This is a genomic window from Petrimonas sp., assembly GCF_963921705.1.
Lineage (GTDB): Bacteria > Bacteroidota > Bacteroidia > Bacteroidales > Dysgonomonadaceae > Petrimonas > Petrimonas sulfuriphila.
The window spans coordinates 2,922,213-2,948,649 of the sequence record NZ_OY997410.1; the positions used below are offsets into that span (position 1 = coordinate 2,922,213).

The window sequence follows — 26,437 nt, forward strand, 5'->3', positions numbered from 1 at the left end:
ATTTAATAATAAATAACAGAAAGTAGAATAGTTTTGCAGCTAATGTGAAGTATAGCACTTCATCACACCTCCATTAAAAAAATCAGGAAAGATTAAAGTATGTATTTCATAGTAGTTAATATAGCGAAAACTGGAAACTAAATGTTTCAACTGTATTTCAATCAAAAATTAAGGGAGTTACAATATTAACTGTAACTCCCTCATTTTTAAGTCGGGGTGGCGGGATTCGAACTCGCGACCCCCTGCTCCCAAAGCAGGTACACTAACCGGACTGTGCTACACCCCGAGTCGTTCTTTTCAAAACGTGGGTGCAAAAGTACGATTTTATCCCGATAATATCAAAACTTTTCAGCTTTTTTTAATCGATAAGCGGTTTCAACGTTAGAAATGTGTAAATTTGCAATTCAAACATGGCAAACGAGCAAAATATATGTATAGAAACAGGACTTGTGGCGAATTACGAATCGCCGACATAAATAAGGAGGTCACCCTTTCGGGCTGGGTGCACAAAATTCGTAAAATGGGAGGTATGACTTTTATTGACTTACGCGACCGATACGGAGTCACTCAATTATCGTTTAACCAGGAGATAGACCGCGAGCTTTGCGAACAGGCAAATAAACTGGCACGTGAATATGTAATTCAGGTGACGGGAAAAGTAGCAGAAAGATCAAGCAAGAATCAAAACATACCTACCGGAGATATTGAAATAGTAGCAACGGCTGTGACTGTTTTAAACGCAGCACAAACGCCTCCTTTCACCATCGAAACAGAAACTGATGGGGGTGATGATTTACGCATGAAATACCGCTACCTCGATTTACGACGCAGCATAGTTAGAAAAAACCTTGAACTCCGTCACAAAATGGCGTTCGAGGCACGAAAGTATCTCGATGAAAGAGACTTTCTGGAAGTAGAAACTCCCGTGCTTATCGGTTCTACTCCGGAAGGTGCACGCGATTTCATTGTACCATCGCGTATGAACCAGGGAGAGTTTTACGCGCTGCCACAATCGCCGCAGCTCTTTAAGCAGCTACTGATGGTTTCGGGATTCGATCGTTATTTCCAGATCGTGAAATGCTTTCGGGATGAGGACCTGCGCGCCGACCGCCAACCGGAATTTACACAAATCGATTGTGAAATGTCGTTCGTTGAGCAGGAAGACGTGCTGAATATGTTTGAGGGACTGACGAAACATCTTTTTAAAACGCAGAAAGGAATTGAGCTTCCCGATTTTCCGCGGATGAGCTACGCCGATGCCATGCGGCAATACGGATCGGACAAGCCCGATATCCGTTTCGACATGAAGTTTGTGGAAATAAAGGATTTGACAACCGGCCGGGGTTTTGGTGTCTTCGACTCATCGGAATACGTCGGTGCCATTTGTGCTCAGGGATGCGCTGCATACACCCGCAAACAACTCGACGAGTTGACGGATTTTGTGAAGCGACCGCAGATCGGAGCCAAAGGGTTAATCTATGTTCGTTACAACGAAGATGCAACCTTAAAATCATCGGTAGATAAATTCTTCTTCGAAAGCGATTTGAAATTGTGGGCGGAACGTTGCAACGCCAAACCCGGAGACCTGCTTCTTGTGTTAAGTGGAGAAACCGAGAAAACACAGAAGCAGCTCTCTGAACTTCGTCTCGAAATGGGTGCCCGCCTAGGATTACGAGACAAAAACAATTACAAATGCCTTTGGGTAGTAGATTTTCCTTTGCTGGAAAAAGACGAAGAGTTGAACCGGTTTTTCGCCAAGCATCATCCCTTTACCTCCCCCAAACCGGAAGATATCGCACTGCTTGATTCAGATCCGGGAGCTGTTCGCGCCAACGCTTACGATTTAGTAATCAATGGCGTGGAAGTTGGTGGCGGATCTATCCGTATCCATGACAGCGCGCTGCAAAAGAAAATGTTTTCGGTTCTTGGTTTTACCGAAGAACGCGCCCAGGAACAATTCGGATTTCTGATGAACGCCTTCAAGTACGGGGCGCCGCCACACGGAGGGATAGCCTTCGGCCTGGACAGGCTGGTTTCACTCTTTGCCGGGCTCGATAGTATTCGCGACTGCATCGCTTTCCCGAAAAACAATTCCGGACGCGACGTTATGATCGATGCCCCCTCGCGCATTGAAAAAGAGCAGCTGGATGAACTGGGCTTGATTATCGTAGAAAAAGAAAAATAAGTTTTGGCGAACAATAATATTAAAAAAGCTGCCAAAAAAATTTTGGCAGCTTTTTTAATATCAGATCGAAAACCCTTCACTGTATGTTTTCGTGAGGTATTTTGTCGCTTCGGGGTCATCTACAAATGTTTGAGTTTGCGGATCCCATTTAACCGGACGTTTCAGTTCAATGGCAATATTGCCTAGATTGCACGTAGTACACGTGCTGTGCCCAATCTCTACCGGGACAATGGGATCAATATTTGACTTTACGGCATCGATAAAGTTCTGATTATGTGGAACTCTCGTTTCATATCTTCCTCCCTGAGTTTCTGCCTTAGGAGGCATCAGACTTTCATCGGAAGCATGATAGAATTGTCTCGAAACTTCAATCCAGCCTTTATCTCCCCAGAACTTAATTCCCAATGTTTTTTCCTCGTCAAACGGCTCGTTGGTCACAACTACTCCATTATCGTATTTGAACGTGAGAAATTCCGTGCCCGCGTAACCGGCGGGAATGATTTCAACTGGACCGCTCTTATCCATCCCGATACCCCATTGAGCGATATCGAAGTTGTGCGCTCCCCAGTCGGTAGTGTATCCTCCGCCTAATCCCTTGTTGTAACGCCATTCAGCCCAATAACTTTCATTCTGCTCCGGATCAAGCGAGATGGGTGGATTCAACCGGGAATTGTAATGAAAATACTCCAACGGGCCTAGCCACATTTTCCAATTCAAATCGGCAGGTACAGGTTCTTCCGGCAGATCATACGGATGTGGTCCAGGGCCTACATAAGCATTCACTTTCTCAACTTTCCCGATCTTCCCTTCCTGAACCATTTTCACAGCATGTTGAAAATTCGGATCCGAACGTTGCTGGCTGCCTACACCAAGAATTACATTATTTTCGCGTACGGCCTTGACCAGTTCCTGACCCTCTTTTATCGTAAATGTTAACGGTTTTTCCAGATAAATGTGTTTCTTTGCTTTACAAGCATCAATGGCAATAAAAGCGTGCCAATGATCGGGTGTGGCAATCACAACGGCATCAATATCATCGCGAGCCAGAAGATCTTTGTAATTTTCATAAACATCCACTGAAACAGTTTTTTGCTGCGATCCATAATGATCGTTCAACCGTTTTAGAAAACGTTCCCGCTTAATACCGTATACATCACTTCCTGCTACAACCTCCACTCCTGAAATAGTCAGAAATGCACCCAACAGGCCTATACCCTGCTGACCTAAACCGATGAACCCTAAACGAGTGATACCATCGTCAATCTTCTCATTTCCCGATTTTTTGTTTGAGTTGCAGGAAGCCAAAAACTGGGGAAGCACCGTTACACCAACCACTCCAACGGCTGCTGATTTAATAAATTTTCTCCTTGTTAATTGATTACTCATGACTTTAGATAAATAAATATAAGTTAATTTAACACCCGACACCAGTCTTTCGACTTGTCTGGATTTTATTCAAAATGGTATGTAAACATGGATCAGCAGGAAAAATGATGAGGGTATTCCTTAAAGAACACCCTCACGCCATAAATTGCTTCTTTTAAAGGATATAACCTTCAGTATAGGTTTTATTAAACAACCTGTTTTTATCCGCTTCCGGATCATCTACAAATTTTTCTGTGGCAGGATCCCATTTTATCGGGCGCTTCATGTCGTAAGCGATGTTTCCGAGCGTACATACTGTACAACTGCGATGTCCGATTTCAACCGGCACAACCGGATCGGTTTTCGTTTTTACAGCATTGATGAAATTTTCCAAATGCGGGACTTTCGTTTCATATGCACCTCCTGTTTCTTCAACTTTAGGAGGTAACAAACTGTCATCCGAAGCTAAGTAGTGCCCCCTCGATACTTCAATCCAACCTTTATCACCCCAAAACTTCACACCTTTTGTTTGTTTTTCGTCGAAGGGTTCTTCAGTCATTACAGCGCCATCAGCATATTTGTACGTGAGAAATTTTGTATCTTGATATCCTGCGGGAATAATTTCCACCGGACCACTATTGTCCATGCCTAATCCCCATTGTGCAATATCAAACATATGGGCACCCCAGTCGGTAGTGAATCCACCCCCTAGCTCTTTGTACCAGCGCCATGCTCCCCAGAACTGTTCTTTTTGCTCGGGATCAAGCGAGATAGGCGGGTTAAGTTGCGAGTTGTAGTGCACAAATTCAGAGGGGCCCAACCACAATGGCCAGTTCAAGTCGGCCGGAACGGACTCTTCGGGAAGATCATACGGTGTTGGGGGAGCGCCTACGTAAGCATTTACTTTTTCTATTTTTCCAATTTTTCCTTCTTGTACCATTTTTACAGCGTGCTGGAAATTAGGATCTGAACGCTGTTGGCTGCCAACAGCAAGAATTACTCCGTTGTTTCTTACTGCTTTTACCAATTCCTGGCCTTCCTTTATAGTAAATGTTAACGGTTTTTCGAGATAGACGTTTTTCTTGGCATTACATGCTGCTATGGCAATAAACGCGTGCCAGTGATCGGGCGTAGCAATCACAACCGCATCGATATCCTCTCGTGCGATCAAGTCCTTATAGTTCTCATACACCTCTACGGCTACAGATTTCTGCTGTGTGACATTGTGATCGTTTACGCGCTTCAGAAATCGTTCCCGCTTGATACCGTACACGTCGCATCCGGCCACAACTTCTACTTCCGGCATCCCCATAAATCCGTTCAGCAAATACATGGCTTGCTGCCCTAAACCAATAAATCCCAGACGGATAATTCCATCGGCAACTTCACCGGCTTTCTTGTTCTGACAAGACGTTACGAACTGTGGGAATACGGCTACACCAACAGCACCGATAGCCGCCGTTTTCAAAAATTTTCTTCTTGTTAATTGATTACTCATGACTTTTAGATAAATTTTTAAGTATAATTTTTTAAGTATAACTTTTTTCTTTAAACTTTACAAATATAACGGATAAATTCAAATATAAGTCCATTTATTGTGGAAAAAATGCTTTAATAATGCTCCAGCTTTTTCCGGTTTAACACCTTTAATTCCTTTTTGTATAAAGAAATAACACCATCATTGATCATCTCTCCAATGGTGCGTGCAAGGGACGGACGCTGAACACCAAAATATTCGGCTAATTGCGTCTGAGTTCTTTTTAAAATAAAACTGTCCTGATCGGGAGAGGTGTTCTCGAGGATATATAAGGACAACTTCGCACGCAGACTCTTGATAGAAAGCATTTTGACCTTCCCTGATAAAAAGACCGTCATATTGGAATTCAGCCTCAAAAAGTTTCTCAGCAACGTTTCATTCAACATCATTTTTTTGAGAAAAACAGATTTTGGAATCATATAAACAACTGCCTTCTCCATGGTAATGGCATCGACAGGAAACCTGTGCTGGTCGGAAAAAATAAATGCAGGTGCTAATGGACGAACGGCCTCAATAAATTCAATTTCAACCAAATTACCCTCAGCTGTAATCATTTCAGTGCGCACAATCCCTTCCGTCAATAAGTACAGAAAAGTGATAGTGTCTCCCTGTCTAACCACGTATTCTCCTTTCTGAAAAGTCCGGATTTCACATACTGTATCGGATATAAAATCCTCAAGAGTTTTATCGTCGATTCCGGAAAACAGTGGACAATCAGCAAGAATTGGGTTGTACATGTATTTTTTTTAAAAACAAAAATAATTAAATCCATACAAACAATCAAAAAAACACGTTTATTTACTCAAGCAGTTAAGTTCCGCAGGTTATTCTTCCAAATGGTTGCATATGCACCCTGAAAATCCAACAAACTATTTAAAATTACCTAAAAAAATCTCGTGTAACCTGGGTTACAAAAGTTCATGATTCTCCGGACTACCTTTGTGTCACTAAACAATAAAAATTAAAAGTATTATGGATAAAATGTTTTGTTTTCAGTGTCAGGAAGCAGCAAAGAACGAAGGCTGCACCGTAAAGGGAGTATGTGGAAAAACCGCAGATGTGGCCAACCTTCAGGATTTGCTGTTGTTCTTGTGCAAAGGAATTTCACATTATACCGTTCCGTTGAGAAAATATGGGATTGAAATTCCGCAGATCAACAAATTTATTACCGATAGCTTGTTTATGACCATCACAAATGCCAATTTCGACAAAAACCGGTTTACCACACGCCTGTTAATGGCTTTCGAAATGCGGAATGCGGCAAAGGAACGCCTGACCAACGCAGGAGAGAACATTGACGGGATTACCTTTGATGGCGCCCACTGGATAGGAGAAACTGAAGCCGAAATAACTGAAAAAGCATTTGAAGTGGGTGTACTGACTACAAAAAATGAAGATGTCCGTTCACTCCGCGAACTCACCATTTACGGACTTAAAGGAATGGCAGCTTATGCTGAGCACGCTTTTAATCTAGGTCATGAAGAAAACGAGATCTTCGCCTTTATACAGCGTGCACTGGTAGCAACAACCGACGACTCTCTTTCAGTTGACGAGTTGACCGCACTGGTTCTCGAAACCGGGAAATACGGTGTACAGGTAATGGCATTGCTGGATAGAGCAAACACATCGAGTTACGGAAATCCGGAAATCACAAAAGTAAACCTTGGCGTACGTAACAATCCGGGAATCCTCATCAGCGGACACGACTTAAAGGATATGGAAGAGTTGCTGAAACAAACCGAAGGAACAGGAGTAGATGTTTACACGCACAGTGAAATGCTTCCGGCAAACTATTATCCGGCATTTAAGAAATACAGCCACTTCGTGGGCAATTACGGGAGTTCATGGTGGCATCAAACCGAAGATTTTGAGAATTTTAACGGAATTATCCTGTTTACGACCAACTGCATTGTCCCTCCCCGAAAATCATCTACGTATACCGACAGGGTGTATACGACAGGGGCATCGGGATTCGAAGGATTCAAGCATATCGGGGACCGAAAGGAGGGACAACCAAAAGACTTTTCTGCAATAATCGAACATGCCAAAAAATGTGCTGCTCCCAAAGAAATCGAAACGGGTGAGATTGTAGGCGGATTCGCACACAATCAGGTCATTGCTCTTGCTGATAAAGTGGTTGAAGCGGTGAAGTCCGGCGCCATCCGCAAATTCTTTGTGATGGGAGGATGCGACGGGAGAATGAACGGAAGAAACTATTATACCGAGTTCGCTCAAAAACTGCCCGGAGATACAGTTATCTTAACCGCCGGTTGTGCCAAATACCGGTACAACAAGTTACCGTTGGGTGATATCAATGGCATTCCCCGTGTACTTGACGCCGGACAGTGCAACGACAGCTACTCACTCGTGAAAATCGCTCTCGCATTAAAAGAAGCCCTAGGTTTAAACGACTTGAACGATTTGCCCATCGCTTATAACATTGCCTGGTATGAACAAAAGGCGGTAATTGTTTTGCTGGCCCTGCTCTATTTGGGAGTAAAGAACATCCACCTTGGACCGACCCTCCCTGCATTCCTTTCACCCAACGTGGTGAATGTACTGGTAAACAACTTTGGAATTACGGGAATTACAAGCGTGGACGAAGATATGAAACTTCTCCTCGAAACGGTGGAGTGCAAATAACCCGGATACTCAAAAAGCCAAAGGTGTCAAAAAAATTCTAAACTGTAACTCAAGTTACAATTTAGTTTCAATCTAAATAATATCTTTGCAGTATCAATCATCAATAAAAAACAATTATGGCAACTTTTGAACCTGCAAAAATTTTCTCGATGGAAAATTCAATTGAATACTCTTCGGGAGGCGTCGTCAGCAAACAAGTTATAAAAAAGCAATCGGGAAACGTCACATTGTTTTCTTTCGATAAAGACCAGGGACTGACGGAACACACCTCGCCCTATGATGCGATGGTATACCTGCTGGACGGTGAGGCAGAAATCCGCATAGACGGCAATCCTCACCATTTGAAAAAAGGTGAGTGCATCATTATGCCTGCCGGGTTCTCTCATGCACTCTATGCTATTGAGCCGTTTAAAATGGTGTTGACAATGATTAAGCAATAAATTTATGAGTGAAGTAATCAACAATTCGTCGCAGCGCAAAGAACTGTTGCGACACCTTCTCCTCCGTTTACACGAAGGAGAAAACCCCGAAGTGCTGCGACAAAGACTTATCGAAGTGCTCCGCAACATCCCATACAACGAAGTGGTGGAAGTTGAACAGGAACTCATCAACAGCAACGCACTTACCGAGGAAGAAATTCTCGATTTTTGCGATTTGCATACGGCTGTACTCGACGGTAGCATCGATTTGGGTGGTGCCAAACCCGTTCCCGCAGGGCATCCGGTGGACACATTCAAAAAAGAAAATCAGTCATTAAAAAGAGAAGTAATTAAAATCGCCGGCCTGTTTGATAACGTAACTGACCTTAGCGAAAAACAACTGCCGGGATTTATACTGCAGCTTCGTACAATATTCAATAACTTATCCGATGTGGATAAACACTACAAACGGAAGGAATACCTGCTTTTCCCCTTTTTGGAGAAACACCTTATCACAGGCCCTCCAAAGGTGATGTGGGGTAAACACGACGAAATCAGGGATTTGTTGAAAAGTTCTTTTGAAGCGCTGGAATCACCCGTTTCAACGGTGGAAGAAATGAAATCCCTTGTTCAGCTCGTACTTGTTCCGGCCGTTGAGATGTTGGACGGAATGATTATGAAAGAAGAGGAAATTTTGTTCCCAATGGCAATGGACACATTAACCGAAGAAGAATGGTACAAGGTCTATCAGGAAACGCCTAATTTAGGTTACTGCCTTTTTGACCCGGAAGACGAATGGCAACCGTCCGGCACAAAGGTTGAAAAACAGGAATACGTGACCGCCGATGCTATACGCCTTTCCTCCGGAGCATTTAATCTCGCTGAGCTAGAAGCCCTTTTCTTACATCTTCCCATCGACATTACATTTGTGGACAAAATCGATAAGGTACGTTTCTTTTCACACAGTCCCAACAGGGTTTTCGAGCGAAACCGTTCTATTATCGGACGTGATGTACGGATGTGCCATCCGCCGGGAAGTGTGCACGTGGTAGAGCAAATACTTTCCGATTTCAAAAGCGGGAAAGAAAACAAAGCCGTTTTTTGGATGTCGAACTTCATGGGGCGGTTCATCTATATCGAATACTCGGCTGTACGCGGAAAAGAAGGGGAGTATCTGGGTGTTGTGGAAGTAACGCAAGATATCACACAAATGAGAAAACTGGAAGGCGACCAGCGACTGCTTTCGTATGAACACAAATAAACCCGACATCACTCCCGGCACCAAAGTTGCCGATTTATTAAAAGAATTTCCGCAACTGGAAGAGCTTTTGAAGCATTTCTCTCCTGCTTTTGCCGCATTAAAAAATCCGGTATTGCGAAAAACGGTAGCAAAAGTAACCTCGTTGCAGCAAGCGGCAAAAGTGGGAGGTGTGAGTATAGTGGAGATGGTTAATACGCTCAGAAAGGAAGCAGGACTATTGCCGCTTGAGAACAGTTTCTGTCCAAACAGTGAAGATATTCATATCCCTTTCTCAGAAAAAATGCTCCCGGCAACCATTACGCACACGTTGGATGTCCGCCCCATCATCGAATCCGGAAATCACCCTAAGGATCAAATACTTGATCTCGCCAATAAGTTGAATCAAGGAGATTGTCTGGAATTTATCTCTTCGTTTCCTCCCACCCCACTGATCGATTTGCTACAAAAGAAAGGCTACAGCGTCACGATGCTTGCGCCTGATGAAGGCGTTGTAAGAACCTTCGTGAAAATGAAGTAATCTGCGTTTTTTGATGATAATCAAACGTAAATAGAAAAAACGTTGCCAATTAATTTTGTATTTTTGTCAAATTCAAACGTGTTTTTCTAAAAATATCATCATGACTACAAGAAGAGAATTTATCAAAAAAGCAGCCATTGGCACAACACTGGTTTCTATAGGGGGTGTTTTACCTGGATTTAGCGCCAGAAGCTACAAAAACATAGTCGGGGCCAACGAGAAAATAAAAATGGGCGCTATTGGTGTAAACTCACGTGGTAACGCCTTGTCGGGAGGTTTTGCACGGGAAAAAGGATGCGAAATAGCTTACGTTTGCGACGTAGACAGACGTGCCATGGAAAAATGTATCACCAACGTAAAAAAAATTGCAGGCAATACCCCTCAGGGAGAAAAAGACCTAAGAAAGTTACTTGAAATAAAGGATTTAGATGCCGTGATCATTGCTACACCCGAACATTGGCATGCGCCAGCTGCTCTGATGGCTATGAAAGCCGGCAAAAATGTCTATCTGGAAAAACCCACCAGTCACAATCCGGCAGAGGATGAAATCCTCATGCAGGCAGTGAAAAAATATAACATAGTTACTGCAACAGGTATGCAACGCAGATCGTGGCCTAATGTAATCAAAGCGGTACAGGAAATAAAAGAGGGAATCATTGGCAAAGTCTACTTCGGTAAAGCCTGGTACGCAAATAACAGGCCATCAATTGGAACAGGAAACGTTACGGCTGTACCGGAATGGCTTGACTGGGAACTGTGGCAAGGTCCGGCACCAAGGGTAACCAGCTACAAAGACAACTATCTCCACTATAACTGGCATTGGTTCTACAATTGGGGTACCGGCGAAGCTGGAAATAATGGTGTGCATTTTCTTGATATTCTCCGTTGGGGAATGGACTTGACCTATCCTACCCATGTTGATTCCTCAGGAGGCAGATACCTTTATAGTGATGACTGGGAATTTCCAGATACACAAATCGTCAACCTCGAATTTGGAGGCAACAAGCTAATCACATGGGAAGGCCGGAGTTGCAACGGTCGGAATATTGAAGACTCTTCGGTAGGCTGCGCATTCTACGGCGAATCCGGCACCCTGGTGATCGGAGGAGGAAATGCTTACAAGGTGTACGACCTGAAGAATAAGCTTGTAAAAGAGGTAACCAGTGAAATGAGTTTCAAGGCCGGGGATACTACAAACCCCACCCAACAATTGGACTCGTTCCATTTTTCCAACTTTTTGGACGGTATCAGAAAAGGGTCTACGCTTAATGCCGATATTAACGTAGGATGTATCAGCACAACCCTGGCACATTTAGGGAATATAGCCCAACGCACAAGAACTACATTCGAGACAAATCCCACCAACGCCCACATTATCAATAACCGTGCAGCCAGCAAACTGTGGAGCAGGAAATATCAAAAAGGTTGGGAAATGAAACTTTAAATTCATTCTTATAAATTCTCTCATTCTTTCATTCTTTCATTCCGCCAGATTTTTGTAAGGTTAACACACAAAAATCCTGGCGGATTTTTTTTAATTCCGGCTGTCTGCATTCGGACGCCTGAAATATACTTTGTTCTATCTTTATAAGATCTGACGCAATGAGAACAATTATCCAAGGTTTTAAGCAACTAATGGAACATGTCTTCTCTTTCTTGCGCTTTTTGAAAGAAGCTTTGCGCAATTTTCTGATATTATATGGTTTATCCTGGCGAACTTTGAAAAAAATGAAAAAACGGAAATCCCAGTAGATTTCTATGATTGTTTACGGATAATAAAACGTACAATAATAAAACCTATAAATATTAGAAAAATGATTGCTAAAACCTATTTTTCAGGATTTCAGGATGCTCATGAAACCTACAATGCCATTTCCGAAGCCAGTGACGGAAAAATTTACTACGTCCTCTGTTCTACCCGGCACGACGTTGGAGCTCAGATGTATTGCTACGATCCGGCTTCAGACAAGACTCAGTTTCTGGCGGATCTCTCAGAAGCCCTGGGGGAGAAGAAACTGAATTATATTTCTCAGGGAAAGAGTCATACCGAATTCTTTGAACACGACAACAAACTCTTTTTTGCCACACATGTTGGATATTACGAAATGATCGATGGTGCACAGCAACTTCCTGTAAATGCACCTGATGGATATAAACTTTATCCGGGTGGACATTTTCTCTATTACGATATAACCACCGGAGAGATTCAGGATCTAGCATTGGCACCCGATGGGGAAGGAATTCTTACCATGACAATGGATAAAGAAAGAGAACGTTTGTATGGTATAACCTGGCCCAAGGGATATTTTATCGATTACGATATAAAAAAGAATACACTAAAAAATCTGGGTCTTATCAATGGACTGGGCGAGTTCGGAAAAAGAGGGGAAGATTACAGGGTGTTGTGCCGTTCCATCCTTGTAAACCCTGATGACGGACATGTTTTTTATTCTACGGCTGAAGGTGATATCTACGAATATGATCCTTTCACAGATCAGGTTCCACAGAAAATGGAGGAGGTAAGCATGAGACTTGATTACTTTGGGAAATACGATGTAAAGGATGCCGGCAGCATGGGATATAACTGGAGGAAAATCTTCTGGTACGGGCCAGAAAACAAAGCTTACGGTGTACATGGGAACTCAGGATATCTTTTCAACTTCGATCCTAAGAGCCGGAAGATTGAGATCGTCGAAAGAATCACGTCTGAACCTTCTCGTAAAAGCGGAATGTTCGATCAGTTTAGCTATGGATACCTGGGATTTAAAATTAAGAACGATACCATTTTTTATCTTACCGGTGCTCCTATATATAAGGATGGAAAACGAATAGCCGGATTGGAAAAAATAAGCATGGGCGCTCCTAAAGGATTAGAATATCTGCACGTTGTTACGTATAATATTCCGGAGCAAAAATATAAGGATCTGGGCCCGGTTTTTTATGAGAATGGCAATTTCCCCACCTATGTAAATTCTATTGCTATCGGTGATGATAATGATATCTATACCGTTGCCAGATTTGATCATAATGGAAAAAAGATAGATGATCTGGTAAAAATCTTTCTTGACACCTGAACGGCACCTTAGCCGGCTGGCCCGACAATAACAGCTATTAAAGAGTGACCTGCCGGCTTCGGTTTTTAATTCACGTGTTGAAATCATCCATATCGTTGGCACGAATGATTATTAATATGTTCTAAGAATAAATGTCATGACAGTTCATAAACGATTGAAATGTTTGCTGATGGTGTTGTCCATTACCTGGGCACCGTATATGATGATGGCTAAAAATCAGATTCCTCCAGCCAATAATTCAATTGCAATATCTGTCTTCGATCTGGATGCTACCCCTTCCGTTGGGACAGCTCTGGCATATGATGAAATGAAAAACAGCTGGGATTTGGGCCTTCGTGCTCGAGGAGTAGTGATCCTGGGATCGGGGGAACCGATTGTCTTATGTGCAATTGACTGGATTGGCATCGCCAATGAAAGTCATGTGGCTTTCAGAAAAGCATTGGCTGAAGCAGCAGGAACCACTCCCAACAGAGTCGCATTACACTCGCTTCATCAGCATGATGCTCCCCGTTCCGATTTTGGAGCTGAGAAGTTGTTAATTGAAGCAAATCTTGATCCCGAACGATATGAAGGCACCTACGACCGTCAGCTGATGGTTAAATTGGCTGATGCTGTGAAAGAATCACTAAAGAACCCCCACCCTATTACACATATTGGTCTGGGAGAGGCTGAAGTGTATCAAGTTGCTTCCAATCGCCGCATTTTCGGAAGTGATTCCCTTGTCAAAGCTACCCGTTTTTCGGCATGTGGGGATCGTAATCTCAGAGACGAGCCAGAAGGGCTGATCGATCCCAAAGTGTCCCTGATCAGTTTTTGGGAGAGAGAAAAACCGGTAGCTATACTGAGTTTTTATGCAACCCATCCTCAAAGTTATTATCGGACCGGTATTGCCAACCCCGATTTTCCGGGAATAGCCCGTTTTCTCAGACAGCTGGAGGTGCCTGATGTTTTGCATCTGCATTTTAACGGAGCAGGTGGCAATATTGCCGCTGGAAAATACAACGACGGCTCGAAGATAAACAGATGGATTCTCGCTCAACGTCTGGCGGATGGCATGAGAAGGGCCTGGAGCGCCACAGAGAAAGAAGCCGTCGCGGCAGTTTCAGTAGAGTGGTTGGTTCAACCGGTACGTTTGCGTCCTTCTGACAAGAGTCTTGAAGAGGTTAACAAATGGGAAAAAACCAAGGAGAAAGAGGCTCTGCCAGGAATTGTCTCCCGGGTTGCATATATTCAACGATACAGGGATGGCGGAGAAACTGACATCACGTGTTTAAAAATCGGAAAAGCCAGAATAATCGGACTACCCGGAGAGTGTTTTGTAGAATTTCAGCTGTTTGCAAAAAAAATCCGTCCCGATTTGTTTGTAGCAGTTGCTGCCTACGGAGATTACGGCCCGGGCTATATAGCCCCCCGGGAAGCTTATAAACAGGGAGGTTATGAAGTAGAGGTATCGGGTATCTCCCCCGAAGCAAGTGATACTCTGATGCAAGCAATCGAAAGTTTACTAACCCAGAAGTAACCCAGAATTCACAAAAGGAATCAATCATATAATCATCGGCTCCATCACAATCAATCACGATTAGCGTTTTAGGATCGTTTTCATTCTTTTGTACTGCCTGAGTATAAAAATCCTGTCTCCGGAAAATAGTTAAATATTACTAAATTACTTTTTTCTATTAAGATCCTACTTCTAAGTACTTATTTATGCCTATATTTGCATTGTAAAAGCGCATAAAAACGCAATAACTGTTTTTTAGTTATACTTAAATGTATGCGTTGTAGCTGCACCAAACCTAATTGAAATCAAAGACGACAGGATATGCTAAAGGAAGAACGATTTAAGATTATCATGAAACAGATCAATTTGCACAATAAAGTGCTTTCTGTTGATCTGAGCAAATTGTTAAACGTATCAGAAGACACCATCAGAAGAGACTTGAAAGAACTGGCTGATGGCGGACACATTGTCAGGGTTCACGGCGGTGCCATCAGTAAATCCCTGGTCAGGCCTTTTATTGCTGACGTCAATGTTTATTCGATAGAAGAAAAGAGGATTATTGCTGCAAAAGCTGTAAAACTGATTGAAAACAACATGACCTTGCTTTTTGAGGGAGGGACCACTATTTTTGAACTGACGAAGGTTATTCCTGAAAATCTCAACCTCACCATTTTTACCATAAGTCCGCAGATAGCAATCTCTCTTTCGGAGTACAAAAACATAAAAGTATTTACTATTGGGGGGGAATTAAAAAAAGATCATAACATTCATGTAGGTGCTCACACCATTAATGAGTTGCATCGAATAAGATTTGATCTTTGTTTTATGGGAGTAAATGCGATCTCCGTTGAACGGGGAATGACAGATATCGATATGGAGGTTGTTGAGGTGAACAAGGCCATGTTTGAGGTATCGGAAAAGAATGTACTGCTTACAATTGCTGAAAAACTGAATTTATCGCAACGCCATCAGGTATCAGATTTGTCCGACATCGATTTCTTGATCACCGAACTGGATTGTAATAATCCTTTTCTCGACGGATTCCGGAATCAATACAGCCACATAAATATCCATTAGTTTACCACATCAATTTAATAACTAAAAGATTATAACATGACAACAAAAAAAATCAACAGAAGAGGCTTTATTAAAAGCTCATCGATGATAGGTATGGGAGCAGCCCTTGGGCTGTCAGGCTTGCCCTACTCAATGCAATCGCAGACGCGCAGGTCGGCAATTCTTGGTGGAAAACGCTCGTTCAACGGTACCTGGCACGGATGGCCTGTAGTTGGAACTCCAGAAGAAGAAGAGTTGTTAAAAGTATTACGAAGTGGAAAATGGTGTCGTCTGGGCAGTCCCACAGCACCACGGTTTGAAGACGAATACCGGAAAATGACCGGTTCTGGACATGCCCTTGCCACCTCTAGTGGTACCACGGCCTTAACGACGATGCTCGGAGCATTGGATATCGGCCCCGGCGATGAGGTGATCTTGCCACCCTATACTTTTATTGCCACCTACAACGTGATTGTACAAAACTATGCGCTGCCCATTTTTGTGGATACGGATATAGAAAGTTTCCAGATTGATGCCTCAAAGATTGAGTCGGCGATCACTTCTCAAACCCGTGCATTAATGCCGGTACATATTGGCGGATCGCCATTTGATGTGGATACCGTGATGAAGGTTGCCTCCAAGCATAATCTCCCTGTCATTGAGGATGCCTGCCAAGCACATTTTGCCGAATGGAAAGGGAAAAAAGTCGGTAATTTCGGACTGGGAGGGGCTTTCAGTTTCCAGGCTTCCAAAAACCTCAATTCCGGGGAAGGAGGAGCGATCATCACCAACGATAAGGGTTTCTACAACAAATGCTACAGTTTTCACCACCAGGGACAGGGTTCCGATGCGGCAAGCCTTGAACCCGGCTCGGGCACCCGTGGTTCAAACCTGAGAATGACGGAGTTCCAGGCAGCAATCCTTCTGGCGCAGATGACGCGCATCCCTGAACAAATAAAACAACGATCAGAAAATGCTGCATATCTCTCAGGGTTACTTTCCGAGATTCCCGGGATCAAGCCCGCCAAGCTCTATGAAGGGACCACCCGCAGCGCTTTCCATCTCTATATGTTCCGTTACAACAAGGAAGCCTTCGCCGGTATGGATCGCTCCACATTTGTCCGGGCATTAAATGCGGAAGGCATTCCCTGTTCGACAGGTTATACTTCCCTGACCAAAGAGGCCTATGTACATAATCTGGCAAAGAACAAGCACTACCTGAAAATTTACGGGGAGAGGGGAATGAAACAATGGCTCGAACAGATTGCCTGCCCCGTGAACGATAAGTTATGCGAAGAAGAAGCGTTATGGTTTACCCAAACCATGCTGCTTGGTGACAGAAAGAACATGGATATGATTGCCGACGCTATCAGGAAGATATCCCGTGAAGCGAAAGCAATCAGCAAGTTGTAATTTTCCTGTACTTCATTTCAAATTATAAAGAGTTTCAGGTTCAAGAATAAATCACTTCAAACCGTATATTTATGAGAATAAAAACAGTCTTTATTTCTCAACTGATCGTTTTGTTTCTATACCCCTGTTTTTCTCAGGATTCCTACCGGGTGGGTTTTTCCTCTACAAGTCTTGAGCCGGACGATCAGTTTGTCTCACTTACCCTTGCCGGCTATGCTGCTCCTTGGGAAGGCCGATTCACACTGCACTGGAAAGAAAAGGGAACAATGCCCGCTTATTTGGGAATTACCGGTGGAGAAAGCCACCTCTTTTTTGTGGATGGCCAATCGCTGTACCGCAGCAGTAGCAAAAACACTTCTCGATGGGAGAAAATCGGCGATGCAACCGGTATTCGACAAATAGCCGCGGGAACGAACACAATCTATGGTGTTGATTCGGAGGGCCAGCTGAAAAAAAGTGATTTATCCCGGAAAAAGCTCAGGTGGAAAAACCTGGGCCACTGGGATCAACCGGTCCATGCCATTGCTGTTGCAGGAAATAAACTATATCTGGCAGACAAAGAGGGATTATTTCATGTCGCAGACCTTAAAGCCAGGAAACTGAAATGGGAAAAGGCCTCTTTTTTCCCCCTTGAAGATGTAATTTCTCTGGCTGGTGATACTGACAGATTGCTTGCTCTTACCCGGGAAGGGGTGCTTTATCAACAGGGTGGCACCTATCAGCAGGGTAAATGGATCAAGATCGGTTATAAAAACGGTGTAACTGTCCATGAGGATATCAAGGCCCTGGCCCTTGCCGGACACCAATTCTATGGGATAGACAGCTCCAACAGGTTATTTCAGGGAGAACACCGAAGCAGGCAGGAGCTCTCGGCAAGAGCACTCTCCATTGCCACTGCCGATAAAACCGTAATAGTTGTCGCTCTGGACCTGACCGGTATCAATGACTCCTTTACCAACATGGTCAAGAATGAGCTCTATAAAAAACGGGCTCTCCCTCACTCGGCTGTATTTATCAACTCTTCCCATACACACTTTGCCCCGGTCACTCAAAACTGGCCTACCTGGCAGGAGAGCAACCGGATTGCTGACTCCACCTATCTCTATACAGTGGTACGTGAGGCAATTGTAAAGGCGGTGGAAGAATCGATAGACAATGCTAAGCCAGCCGAACTATTCATTGGCAGAGGCAGTGCACAGCTCGGCTACAACAGGAGCCTCAGGGATCATCCGGAGATCTATGATAATGCCGTCGATGTACTTCGCTTCCGTTATCTGCATGATCAAAGCGAAGGATGTCTCTTTATTGCTGCGTGCCATCCAGTATTCAGTTCACCGGAGGATCGTTTTACACTTTCTGCCAACTTCCCGGGGGTAGCGAGAAAAGTGATCGAAGAAAAAAGCGGCATCACCCGTACTCTCTTTTTACAGGGTACCGCCGGGGACATCAATCCGACAGACAATTCAGAATATACGACGGGTGAAAAGTTGGGCAACGAAGTGATGGCTGTGCTGAATCGTCCAATGGAAAAGATCGGTGGGCCTCTCACCTTTTTTCTCGACAGCGTTGTTTTTGATGTACCGGTGAAAAGCAGGGATGAGATCCTGGCCTATACAGGGGATGAAAAAATCAATGCCAACGCCATGCTTGCCGAAAGGAACCAGACCTGGGGTGAGATCATGCTGGATTACCTGAAACGGGGAACGAAGCAATTTCCGATGCCGGTCTATGTGCATACACTGAATGTCGGGAACTGGAAACTGGTGGGCTTCTCGCGGGAAACAACTACACCCTACAGTTTGCATGTAAAGAAGATGTGGCCAGGCCAAATGGTCTCTGTAACCGGTTATACAAACGATGTTTCCAGTTATCTACCTACTCACTTACATATCGAAAAGCGGAATTATGAAGGGATGGATTCCTTTTACTGGTATGGAATGCCCGATACTTATCCGTGGAATGTAGAAGAAAAGATCCTTACTGAAATTAAAAATAACAACCGATAAAAATTTCACACATTTAATATAGATAAACGAACAGGACAACTTATTTTACTCATCAAGACAAATATGGAAAAAATTACCGAACAACCCTCGTTATACAACGATCTGGAGAAGAAAAGTGTAGAAGAACTGACATCTGGATTGATTTCTGAATATAAAAAAATTGCACTGGCAGTTGAGGCTGCCAAGCCGCAGCTCGACAGGCTTTTGAATGCTGTTGTGGAGAAAGTGAAAGCAGGTGGACGGATGATCTATCTGGGAGCTGGCACAGGTGGACGTCTTTCAGTGCTTGATGTACTGGAACTACCCACAACCTTTGGTATGGAAGATGATACCATCTGCGCTGTGCTGGCTGGTGGTATAGACAAACTGATACTGGCGCTGGAAGAGAAAGAAGACGATACCGAAGAGTCATGGCAGATGCTCACCGAAAAGGGTGTCTCATCCCGTGACATCGTGGTGGGCATCTCGGCCAGCGGAACTACACCTTTTGTATTGAGCGGCCTTAAGAATTGCAGAGAAAACGGAATCACCACCTGCTGCATTGTCAATAACCCCGGCTCACCGATCGCGGAAGTCTCTGACTATCCGGTTGAAGTTATCACCGGCCCCGAGTTCGTGACCGGCAGCACCAGGATGAAAGCAGGCACTTCACAGAAGATGGTGTTTGACATGATCAGCACTACGGTCTGGATCCAAATGGGCAGGGTGCTCGACAACAGAATGGTAAACGTGCAGCTGATCAACCGCAAGATTACCGACAGGGCTGTGCGGATTTTGATGGACAAATCCGATATCAGAGACTACGATCAGGCACATACGTTTTTGCTTGAACAAGGCAGTGTAGCCAATGCCTTGAAAACGTTACACCAAAACGGAGGGATTAGAAAGTGATGGATGCTGCACGCAAGAACGCTTATCTCTACCCTTTAATGATTATCGGGGGATTATTTTTTATTTTTGGCTTCGTCACCTGGGCTATCGCCGTATTGATCCCTTATCTGCAGATTGCCTGTGAATTGACATCAATCCAGGCCATGTTGGTCTCCTCAGCCTTCTATATTTCCTATTTTGTGATGGCGATCCCTTCAGGGTATCTACTGAAAAGGATCGGCTACAAGAATGCACTCACATTTGGTCTTGTAAGCATGGCTGTTGGTTCATTGCTGTTTATTCCGGCAGCGATAACCCGTATTTATGCCATCTTCCTCCTCGGACTGTTTGTCCAGGGATTAGGCCTTTCCATACTACAAACCGCATCCAATCCTTACGTGACCATTCTTGGTCCCCGGGAAAGCGGAGCCCGCAGGATGAGCATCATGGGCATCTGCAATGGTGTTGCCGGTATTCTGGGGCCCCTCATCTTGGGATCCATTGTCCTGAAGGATGCAGACGGACTTACTGCTGCACTCGAGACGATGGCCGCTGCCGACAAAGCAGTAGTGCTCGATGAACTGGCCCGCAAGGTGATTGTACCCTACCTGCTGATTGCAGCCTTGCTTGTACTGGTTGCCTTGGCAATCTATTTTTCCTCACTGCCGGAGGTGGTTGAGGAAGAAACGGAGGGGTCGTCCGAGACTAGTTATAGCGCTTCAAAAAAAAGCATTGTTCAGTTCCCACACCTTATGCTAGGCGTCTTCACCCTCTTCCTTTACGTAGGGGTCGAAGTGATTGCCGGGAACACCATTATAGGATATGGCTCTTACCAGGGAATAGCTTTAAGCAGTGCCAAGCTATTCACTTCAATGACCCTCTTTTTCATGCTGACGGGTTATGTTATTGGAATCATCGGTATCCCCAAATACTTCTCTCAGCAGCAGTCACTCATATTTTCCGCACTGCTCGGCATTATTTTCATCATCGCCTCTCAGCTAACCAGTGGTTTTGTGTCGGTACTTTTTATTGCGCTGTTGGGATTGGCTAACTCCTTGATGTGGCCTTCCATATGGCCCCTGGCAATATCCGATTTGGGACGATTCACCAAGACTGGCTCTTCCCTGTTAGTGATGGCTATTTCCGGAGGAGCCGTACTGCCGCTCATCTACGAGCGACTGGCTGGCAGCCTGGATGCACGTCAGGCATACTGGATGGTAGTCCCCTGCTATATGATTATTGCGCTCTACGCTTTGTGGGGACACAAAATCAGAATCAGAAAGAGGTAGCAACAAAAAATAGTTACATAAATTTTAACACCGAATTATTAACTGATATGATACTGATTGCTGATGGAGGATCAACAAAGACAAGCTGGGTGCTGCTGGATCAGACAGGGGAAGTGCTGCAATTTGAGACTGAGGGGTACCATCCTTTTTTCGTGGGGAGTGACTACATCCGTGACTCACTGGAGAAGAAACTGCCAGAAGAGCTGAAAGAGAAGGCCTGTAGTGTTGAAAGAATCTTTTTCTATAGTGCTGGTGGAGGCTATTCTCAGGAGACTGATAGCATCCTTGTAAAAGGAATATCAGGTGTCTTTACATCGGCGCAGATTATTATTGAAACCGACCTGCTGGCTGCTGCCCGTGCACTGTTGGGTGATAAGGAAGGTTTTGCCGCCATCCTGGGCACAGGAACCAATAGCTGTATTTACAACGGGGAAGAGGTGACAGTCAATATTGAATCACTTGGATTCCTGCTGGGTGATGAAGGAAGCGGCAGTTATATAGGGAAGAAATTAATTGGAGATTATATCCGGGAAGTGATGCCTGATACAATCAGGGATGTTTTTTTTCAAACGTATAATCTCACCGGTACGGATTTGTTGAACAAAGTTTATGAACATCCTTTAGCCAATCGTTACTGCGCCTCCTTTGCAAAATTTGCAGGCGATCATTTACAGGAGGACTCCTATTATGAACACCTGATAGTCAGCGCCTTTCGGGATTTCTTCCGGAATATTGTAGTCCTGTATCCCAACTACCGGAAATACAAGTTTAACTGTGTCGGTTCCATCGCTTACTATTTTCGCGAACTCCTGGAAAGGGTAGTTATTGAACAGGGCATGCTACTGGGAATTATTGATAAAGATCCGATAAAGGGATTGATTGCCTATCACCGAAAAGATCTGTCATGAATAAAATTCTTTCTGTCATATTCTTTTTTCTGATATCTATCTCTGCCCTGCCACAGACCGACTCATTAAGGATTGTGGCCTTTGGCAATTCCACCACTGCCTTTAGAAAAGGGGTGGATAAAGTCTATTCGGTCAGGTTACAAGAGAAACTTACCCAGGCTGGCATTTGTGCTTGTGTAGTCAATTCAGGGGTTGGAAGCAGCCATACCGGGTCAATTAAAGATAATGATTTTGCAAAGGTAAAACACGGGATGGATCGGTTTAAAACCGATGTGCTGGATCTCCGACCCAATTGGGTAATTATTAATTTCGGACTGAATGATGCTTATCAGGATGAGGGAATCAAAGGCAAACCAAGGATACCTTTGGTAAAATACCGTGAGAACCTTGAATATTTTATCAAAAAAATAAAAGATCAAGGGGGAAATGTAATCCTCCTCACGCCGAATCCTTTGGGTAGCAGGTATGAGCAGTTCAGAAAAAGCCAGGTAGAGAAGTATGCCAACTGTGTACGGGCTATCGCCAGAGAACAAAAGGTGGCGTTAGTTGATTCCTGGGAATTGTTCAGCCGACATGCTTCTGCAACCCATGTCGCGGGTGATATTGATTTTCTATACCTAGACGGTATCCATCCCAATGATCTGGGACATGAGCTGATTGCAGATGCATTATTCCGTTCGTTAACTCATTTTTTGAGTAATGAATCTGAAAACTTCCGGAATAATGCGGAATAGTGTTGAAAACAATACAATCATATATAACCGGTGTTTAAACAATTTTTCGGGACAGAAAGCTTATACCATAGGGTTAAAAATATAAGTATTACATGAAAACAATTATCAACAGAAGAGATTTTATCAAAAGTTCCGCACTGGTTGTTGCCGGAACAGGATTGGGGAATCAACTTTATTCTGCTGTTGCAGAACATCCATTTCTTTCCATCACTCCGGATCAGAGACTGATTACAGCTCCAGATATCCCTTTCCGACCCAGACGGGTTGCCAGCTGGTGGAATACACTGGATGATTTGCTTTGGTCGCAAAAGGTCATTAAAGACAAGGTGAAAAGGAGGGCAGAAGGTTTTGCCAGCGCCCATATTGATACAGCCATGAACTATGGTTTTCATGTGAGATTTGACTATTCAAACTATTTCGGTCGTCTGAATGAATACTTTCATTTCGTGAAGGAGGAACTGAACCAATACGATATTAAATTTATCGAGCATTATTCCTGTAATCATGTACACCGTCCGAGGGGAAAAGAAGAGCGGGAGAAACTGCACCGGACACATCGTCATCATGTTCTGCTGTTTCATGATCCGGAAGCTGCGGAGCATGCACAATATGAAGGGCATCTCTTCAGGGATCTTGTTGAGGTAGATATCATTGATGGTAGCAGAGGGTATGCACGTCAATACCAGATGGAGGCTTTCTGTCACAACAACCCGGGGTTCCTGGATATGCATCAGAAATACCTGGAGCGCCTCATCAAAGAAGTGGACTTTGATGGTTATGAAATCGATGATATGTGTGACTATGTGGGTCTTAGGGCTTGTGGTTGCAAATATTGCAGAGAAAGATTCAAACGCGATTATGGACATGAGTTTCCCCCGGTAACCGACACGAATTTCTGGGGAGATATTACTAAACCAATGCTCCAATGGGGTAACTATGGCAATCCTGTGTTCAGGGACTGGATAAAAATGAAGGATGATATTATTGCCGATCATGTAACAATGGTAAAAAAGGTTATTGGCAATAAACCGCTCTTCACCTGTTGTTCGAGCACCGGACCCATCATACTCAATTCAATATCTCTTAACCTCGAACGTATTGCAGATAAACTCGATTTTTATATGTTGGAGAATGTGGGGATCAACATTCGCTCCGTAAACTGGGGAGAAATGGATGCTGAAGCACTGCAACAGAAAGATATTGCAGAGAAAAGAGGTAATTCTCCCGCAATTGCCCTGAGCTACACCATTTATCCCGACGGTGGTTATCTGGGATGGAGCCTTGCACGCTTCTGGGGAGTGGCTAACTGGGCAAGCACATTTCAGCATCGGGTTTACGAAGAGGACCCTGCCGATTCTATGGAGACAGAAGATATGATCCGCCCTTACAACAATTGGGAAATGAAGCTCAGCGATCTCAATCACCATCAATCGAAAGATCTTCCGGAAGTTAGATTGGTGTACAATTATTATTGCAGGATTAACGGCTGGAAAGACCAAAAAGGTGTAGAACACTGGAATAAGACAAAAATGTGGTCAAAAAAATTTCTAGAAAATAATATTGGTTATAGAATTCTCAGATACAAAGAATTATCGGATGTAAATTGTCTGCTTTCAGAAAAGAGTCCGCTCTTGCTCGATGGTGTGGCATCCCTATCTGACAACCAGTATAATGCCATTGAAAAATATGTATCCAGGGGAGGTACACTCTGGGTCTCTCTTCCCTTTGGCACCCACGATGAGAAAGGAAACCTAAGGAAGAAACCCCTTTCCGATATATTGATAAACAGCAAGCGGAAAAATCTGAAACTGATAGATTCAATTTCTGATAACGACAATGTATTTCAGCAATTTGTTCTGGACAAGTCCTTTTCACCGATAGTACGTCAGGTCTCTGGCGATATCGGTTGGGTAGTAAGGTTACGTGATTACAAAGGGAAGAGAGTGATTCATTTTATGAATACCAATATGAAAGCAGTTCCCCATCCAACTGTAAAAGATATCGGTCAATCACCCGTATTAAGTAGAATTGAATCGAGTATTAAAAATAACGTATTGAAGTTTGAGATTGACACAAAACAGTTTGATATTACAAAACTAAATCTGTATAGCCCTGAATTAGGAGATCAGTCAAGGGAAATCCATCTTTCCCGGGCACGGGGAAAAACAATCTTGGAAGTGGATTTGACTGGAATCAGAGTTTATGCCGTAGCACAATAATTAAAACAGTAAAACGATGAAACGTAGAGATTTTATTCAGAGTATCGCAGCAGCTAGCTTGATGGCCAATGTCCCTCAATCTCTTTTCGCTGAAAAGAGCGGAAAACAAAAAAATGATTTTATCTGGGCCAATCTCCTTCACTTGAGCTACAACATGTGGGAAGATCACACACCTGCACCTTATCAGGACTCAGTTTTCACGGGTAATGATTGCCGGGAAGCCTATCTTTGGGCACATAAATATCACCCTGATCTTTCATTTGATAAAAAGATGTGGGATCGTTTATTAATCAGAATGGCTGATGTGGGGATGAATATGGTTTTAATTGATTTGGGAGACGGTGTAAAATACGACAGTCACCCGGAAATTGCGGTTAATGGAGCCTGGAGCCCCTCCCAATTGAAAAAAGAATTAAAGACAATTCGTGAACTTGGATTGGAGCCCATACCCAAACTAAATTTTTCAACAGGACACAAAGCCTGGTTGGGACCCTATCAACGCATGATCTCCTCTGATACATATTATAAGGTATGCTCCAACCTAATTCATGAAGTGATCGATTTATTTGATAAACCCCGTTTCTTCCACCTCGGGATGGACGAGGAGACTGCAGAAAACCAAAGAACACATCAAAATGTGGTGGTACGACAGGGTGACCTTTGGTGGCACGACTTCTATTTTCTGACTGAACAAGTTGAAAAACAGAATGTCCGTTCTTGGATCTGGTCTGATTATGTATGGAGTTTTCCGGATGAATTCTTTAAGAAGATGCCAAAATCTGTACTCCAGAGTAACTGGTACTATGGGACTCAGTTTGAAAAGTTTGACAACGCTTTGAATGAAAAATATGTCAGGATATACGATCGGCTTGAAGAGCATGGTTTTGACCAAGTACCAACGGGCAGCAACCACAGTAATGATATAAATTTCAGAGAAACAGTAACATATTGTGAAAAGAAGATTGCCCCGGAGCGACTGAAAGGTTTTATGCAGACTGTATGGAGACCAACACTTCCTGCCTGTCAACAAAAACACATCGATGCAATTGATCAGGTTGCAGAAGTGATTCGGAACCGTAGCTGAAACAGAAAAAACAGTAGAAATTAATGTGCTTTTGTTGAGGATATTTGCGTATTTTGAGGGATGGGTTGCGTAATTAGAAAATAAATTTAATCAATTGTATTCTATATTTGTCATTGAGGGGAAGCATCATTTTTAAAGGTCAAATCTGTGTTTAATTCTTCAGTAAAATGTTTTTCGGCATAGTGTAATTTTAAGTTGGTATTTAAACAAAAACGACTAATTCTACAAAAAACAAATGAAGATGTGCCATTGATTTATCACTCTGATGAAAAACTTTTCCCATTACATAAACATAGTCCATGGACAAGTGAATGGCATTCTAAAACAATTTTTTTTACCGGAGTACTTTAACGTAAATT

Annotated in this window: 20 protein-coding genes and 1 tRNA gene; 17 read left to right on the plus strand and 4 right to left on the minus strand. The window is 43.5% G+C overall.

The window, feature by feature from the left end:
* Positions 1-211: 211 nt before the first annotated feature.
* Positions 212-286: transfer RNA gene (locus tag AACM02_RS12305), tRNA-Pro, on the minus strand.
* Between the two features lie 144 nt (positions 287-430).
* Here AACM02_RS12305 and aspS point away from each other — a divergent pair.
* A complete protein-coding gene (gene aspS / locus AACM02_RS12310; RefSeq protein WP_339117138.1) occupies positions 431-2,185 on the plus strand; it encodes an aspartate--tRNA ligase in 1,755 nt (584 codons plus the stop codon).
* Between the two features lie 60 nt (positions 2,186-2,245).
* Here the strand turns inward: aspS and AACM02_RS12315 are convergent, their stop codons facing one another.
* From AACM02_RS12315 to AACM02_RS12325, 3 genes are all read right to left on the minus strand, one after another.
* On the minus strand, positions 2,246-3,571 hold the full coding sequence (locus AACM02_RS12315; protein WP_214062664.1) for a Gfo/Idh/MocA family protein: 1,326 nt from the start codon (positions 3,569-3,571) through the stop codon (positions 2,246-2,248).
* Positions 3,572-3,725: 154 nt separating this feature from the next.
* A complete protein-coding gene (locus tag AACM02_RS12320) occupies positions 3,726-5,048 on the minus strand; it encodes a Gfo/Idh/MocA family oxidoreductase (protein ID WP_214062665.1) in 1,323 nt (440 codons plus the stop codon).
* Between the two features lie 113 nt (positions 5,049-5,161).
* Positions 5,162-5,824: a Crp/Fnr family transcriptional regulator gene (locus AACM02_RS12325; protein WP_214062669.1), complete on the minus strand. Its 663-nt coding sequence runs from the start codon at positions 5,822-5,824 to the stop codon at positions 5,162-5,164.
* A 244-nt stretch (positions 5,825-6,068) separates the two neighbouring features.
* Between AACM02_RS12325 and hcp the strand changes: the two genes are divergently transcribed.
* The 16 genes from hcp (at position 6,069) to AACM02_RS12405 (ending at position 26,078) form a co-directional block, all read left to right on the plus strand.
* Complete coding sequence (gene hcp, locus AACM02_RS12330) at positions 6,069-7,730, plus strand: hydroxylamine reductase (protein WP_339117459.1); 1,662 nt, start codon at positions 6,069-6,071, stop codon at positions 7,728-7,730.
* A gap of 149 nt (positions 7,731-7,879) precedes the next feature.
* Positions 7,880-8,170, plus strand: coding sequence for a cupin domain-containing protein (locus tag AACM02_RS12335; protein WP_332456108.1), 291 nt, complete (start codon positions 7,880-7,882; stop codon positions 8,168-8,170).
* Positions 8,171-8,174: 4 nt separating this feature from the next.
* Positions 8,175-9,410, plus strand: coding sequence for a DUF438 domain-containing protein (locus tag AACM02_RS12340; protein WP_339117139.1), 1,236 nt, complete (start codon positions 8,175-8,177; stop codon positions 9,408-9,410).
* Positions 9,397-9,927: a DUF1858 domain-containing protein gene (locus tag AACM02_RS12345; protein ID WP_339117140.1), complete on the plus strand. Its 531-nt coding sequence runs from the start codon at positions 9,397-9,399 to the stop codon at positions 9,925-9,927. The genes AACM02_RS12340 and AACM02_RS12345 overlap by 14 nt, the downstream gene beginning before the upstream one ends.
* A 100-nt stretch (positions 9,928-10,027) precedes the next feature.
* On the plus strand, positions 10,028-11,371 hold the full coding sequence (locus AACM02_RS12350; RefSeq protein ID WP_286845814.1) for a Gfo/Idh/MocA family protein: 1,344 nt from the start codon (positions 10,028-10,030) through the stop codon (positions 11,369-11,371).
* Positions 11,372-11,741: 370 nt separating this feature from the next.
* Positions 11,742-13,001, plus strand: a complete 1,260-nt coding sequence (locus tag AACM02_RS12355; protein ID WP_339117141.1) for a hypothetical protein — start codon at positions 11,742-11,744, stop codon at positions 12,999-13,001.
* A 136-nt stretch (positions 13,002-13,137) separates the two neighbouring features.
* Positions 13,138-14,520: a hypothetical protein gene (locus AACM02_RS12360; RefSeq protein WP_286845816.1), complete on the plus strand. Its 1,383-nt coding sequence runs from the start codon at positions 13,138-13,140 to the stop codon at positions 14,518-14,520.
* 300 nt (positions 14,521-14,820) lie between these two features.
* Complete coding sequence (locus AACM02_RS12365) at positions 14,821-15,576, plus strand: DeoR/GlpR family DNA-binding transcription regulator (RefSeq protein ID WP_286845817.1); 756 nt, start codon at positions 14,821-14,823, stop codon at positions 15,574-15,576.
* 36 nt (positions 15,577-15,612) lie between these two features.
* A complete protein-coding gene (locus AACM02_RS12370) occupies positions 15,613-16,968 on the plus strand; it encodes a DegT/DnrJ/EryC1/StrS aminotransferase family protein (RefSeq protein ID WP_286850747.1) in 1,356 nt (451 codons plus the stop codon).
* A gap of 71 nt (positions 16,969-17,039) precedes the next feature.
* Positions 17,040-18,974: a hypothetical protein gene (locus AACM02_RS12375; RefSeq protein ID WP_286850749.1), complete on the plus strand. Its 1,935-nt coding sequence runs from the start codon at positions 17,040-17,042 to the stop codon at positions 18,972-18,974.
* A gap of 63 nt (positions 18,975-19,037) precedes the next feature.
* Complete coding sequence (locus AACM02_RS12380) at positions 19,038-19,865, plus strand: N-acetylmuramic acid 6-phosphate etherase (protein WP_286845820.1); 828 nt, start codon at positions 19,038-19,040, stop codon at positions 19,863-19,865.
* Positions 19,865-21,133: a sugar MFS transporter gene (locus AACM02_RS12385; protein ID WP_286845821.1), complete on the plus strand. Its 1,269-nt coding sequence runs from the start codon at positions 19,865-19,867 to the stop codon at positions 21,131-21,133. The genes AACM02_RS12380 and AACM02_RS12385 overlap by 1 nt, the downstream gene beginning before the upstream one ends.
* Before the next feature lie 47 nt (positions 21,134-21,180).
* Positions 21,181-22,041 (plus strand): BadF/BadG/BcrA/BcrD ATPase family protein, encoded by an 861-nt coding sequence (locus AACM02_RS12390; RefSeq protein WP_286856382.1) that lies wholly within the window; start codon positions 21,181-21,183, stop codon positions 22,039-22,041.
* Positions 22,038-22,775 (plus strand): SGNH/GDSL hydrolase family protein, encoded by a 738-nt coding sequence (locus AACM02_RS12395; protein ID WP_286845824.1) that lies wholly within the window; start codon positions 22,038-22,040, stop codon positions 22,773-22,775. Before AACM02_RS12390 ends, AACM02_RS12395 begins: the two co-directional genes overlap by 4 nt.
* A gap of 92 nt (positions 22,776-22,867) precedes the next feature.
* The gene (locus AACM02_RS12400; protein ID WP_286845826.1) at positions 22,868-24,994 is read left to right on the plus strand and encodes a twin-arginine translocation signal domain-containing protein; all 2,127 of its coding nucleotides are present in this window, start codon (positions 22,868-22,870) and stop codon (positions 24,992-24,994) included.
* Between the two features lie 16 nt (positions 24,995-25,010).
* Positions 25,011-26,078 carry a Tat pathway signal protein gene (locus AACM02_RS12405; RefSeq protein ID WP_286845827.1) on the plus strand — a complete coding sequence of 356 codons (1,068 nt, stop codon included), beginning with the start codon at positions 25,011-25,013 and terminating at the stop codon, positions 26,076-26,078.
* Positions 26,079-26,437 lie beyond the last annotated feature (359 nt).